Source organism: Streptomyces sp. NPDC054840, assembly GCF_053611065.1.
Genome location: NZ_JBSGZP010000958.1, coordinates 1 through 2,134, shown reverse-complemented (window position 1 = coordinate 2,134; position 2,134 = coordinate 1). Strand labels below are relative to the sequence as shown.

Genomic DNA, 2,134 nt, shown 5'->3' with positions numbered 1-2,134 from the left:
ACGCGGCCCAGGGCCAGGTGCAGTTCAGGGTACGGGGCGGGGCCGCCGTCCCCGCCGCTGTCCGCGCCGCCGTCCCCGCCCCTGTCCGGGCCGCCGTCCCCGCCGGGGGTGGAGGCGGGGCCTGGGGCCGGGCCCGCCAGGGGTTCGAGGGCCGCCCGGGCCTCGCGGAGGGCGCCCGCCTCGTCCCGCAGCCCGCTCAGCCTGATCAAGGTCTCGGCCCGCCGCACGGCGCAGTCCCGCCGCAGCTCCGGGTCGGCGGCGGCTCCGGCCGCCGCGAACCGCATGTCCGCCGCCGCCAGCAGCTCCGCGTCCGGTCCGGCGGCCAGCGCCCGCTCGTACAGCACCCGGCCGAGCACCGCCCCCGCCCGCGCCGTCCGCAGCCCGGTCACGGCCCGTTCCGCCTCGGCCAGGAGCTCCGGGTCCCGCTGGGCGGTCCACAGCCGCAGCAGTGCCCCCGCCAGTTCGGTCTCCGCCTCCTCCGGCGGATCGCCGGGCCCCGCCGGGGCCGTGACCGCCCGCCGGAGCACCGCCACGGCCTCGTACAGCGCCCGCGCGCCGCCGTCCCCGTCGGCGTCGGCGTCCGCGAGCCGGTCCCGGGCGGCGCGCACCGCCCCGGCCCGGGTGGGCACCGGGGCCGCCGGGGGCCTGCGTACCGCGGGGCCCTCCTGTGGCATCCCGGGCAGGTAGCGGCGTACGACTTTGGCCGAAACCTGCGCGAAGGCCTGCGGGAGGCGCCCCTCCGGAGCCCGTTCGTCCTCCTCGGGTCCCGGGTCGGCGACCGCCGGCGGGGTCCCGGTCAGCTGGGAGACCGCGAGCGCGGGGAAGTTGCGTACGCCCCGGCCGAAGTGCGCCAGCACGTACTCCGAGCAGTGCTTGAGCACCAGCGCGGCCTCGTCCCGCCCCAGCGGCCCCAGCAGCACGTCCTGCACCCCGGGGACGAACTCGTACCAGTGCCCCGACCCCGGCCCGCTGCGCCGCAGCAGCCCGCTCAGCAGCACCTCCGCCAGGTCGGAGGGCTCGGAGTCCGGCAGCATCGTGCGCTGCACCAGCCGCATCACGGGCAGCGTCAGCGGCGCCGCCGACAGGTACACCGCGAGCTGTACGGCCCGGGGCGCGGCCGAGGACCTGAACCGCGCCACCAGCTCGCGCGGCGGCCGCACGGCACGCGGCGGCGGCAGGGGCGCGGCCGGATGGTCGGCCAGGACCCGGCCCACCTCGGCCGGTACGGGCCCGGCGGTGAGGCCGGCCAGCAGCCGGGCCCACGCCCCGAGGGCGATCGCGCTCGGCGGCAGCACCGGCACCGTCAGCCCGCCCGTGGGCCGCCCGGGCGGCGGGGGCCGGTCCGCCCGGAACACGAGCCGCTGCCCGCTGCCCTCCGGACGGGTGAGCGTGCCCCGCTCGGTGGGCAGCCAGCTGCGCCGCCACAGCCGTTGCGGCAGTGGCTGGACGACCATGCACGGGGTGCACTCGGCCCACCGGTGCAGCAGCCGCTGCGCGGTGCCCTCGCGCCACAGCGGCCCGGCGCAGTCGGAGACCATCATGGTCAGGGCCCGGCCGGTCGGGTCCCGCAGCTGGTCCCCGGAGCGCAGGCCGGAGGCGCGTACGCAGCCGGGTGCGGGGCTGCGTCCGAGCGCGGCCGTGCCGTCGGTGAGGCGGTGCAGATAGTGCACCTGGACGTCCCGGAAGGCACCCAACCGCTCACACACCGACCGGAGTTCCTCGAACATGTCCTGCCAGACGGCCATCGACGGGGAGGCGTCCATCACCAGGCGTACGGTCGCCTCGCGCCGGCTCTCCGGCCGCAGCACCGGAATGACCAGTCCGAGGGCGCGGGCGCTGGCCTCGGCGGTGGCCGCCTCGTCGATCACCAGCCGGGTGGGCGGCCCGGGCGGGCGGTGCCGCTGGAGGGCGCGCAGGGCCCGCTGGATGTCCAGGATGCGGGGCAGCGCGGCGGCCCCGGGCACCCGTACGGGCACTCCGTACTCCTCGGGCGACTCCCCGGGCCGGTCCCGGTCGGCGCCGTCGGCCCGGGCGGCTCCCGGCGCGTAGAGCCCGACCGGGGCGTCGGCCTCCGCGTCCGGGCGGACGGGCTCGGCGGGCTCCCCGGGCGGCTCCTCGGCCGCGGCCCGAGGGC

Annotated in this window: 1 protein-coding gene; it reads right to left on the bottom strand. The window is 79.5% G+C overall.

The window, feature by feature from the left end; genetic code table 11:
- On the bottom strand, nucleotides 1–2,134 hold a 2,134-nt coding region (locus ACWGIU_RS36390; RefSeq protein ID WP_453712353.1), incomplete at both ends, for an SAV_2336 N-terminal domain-related protein.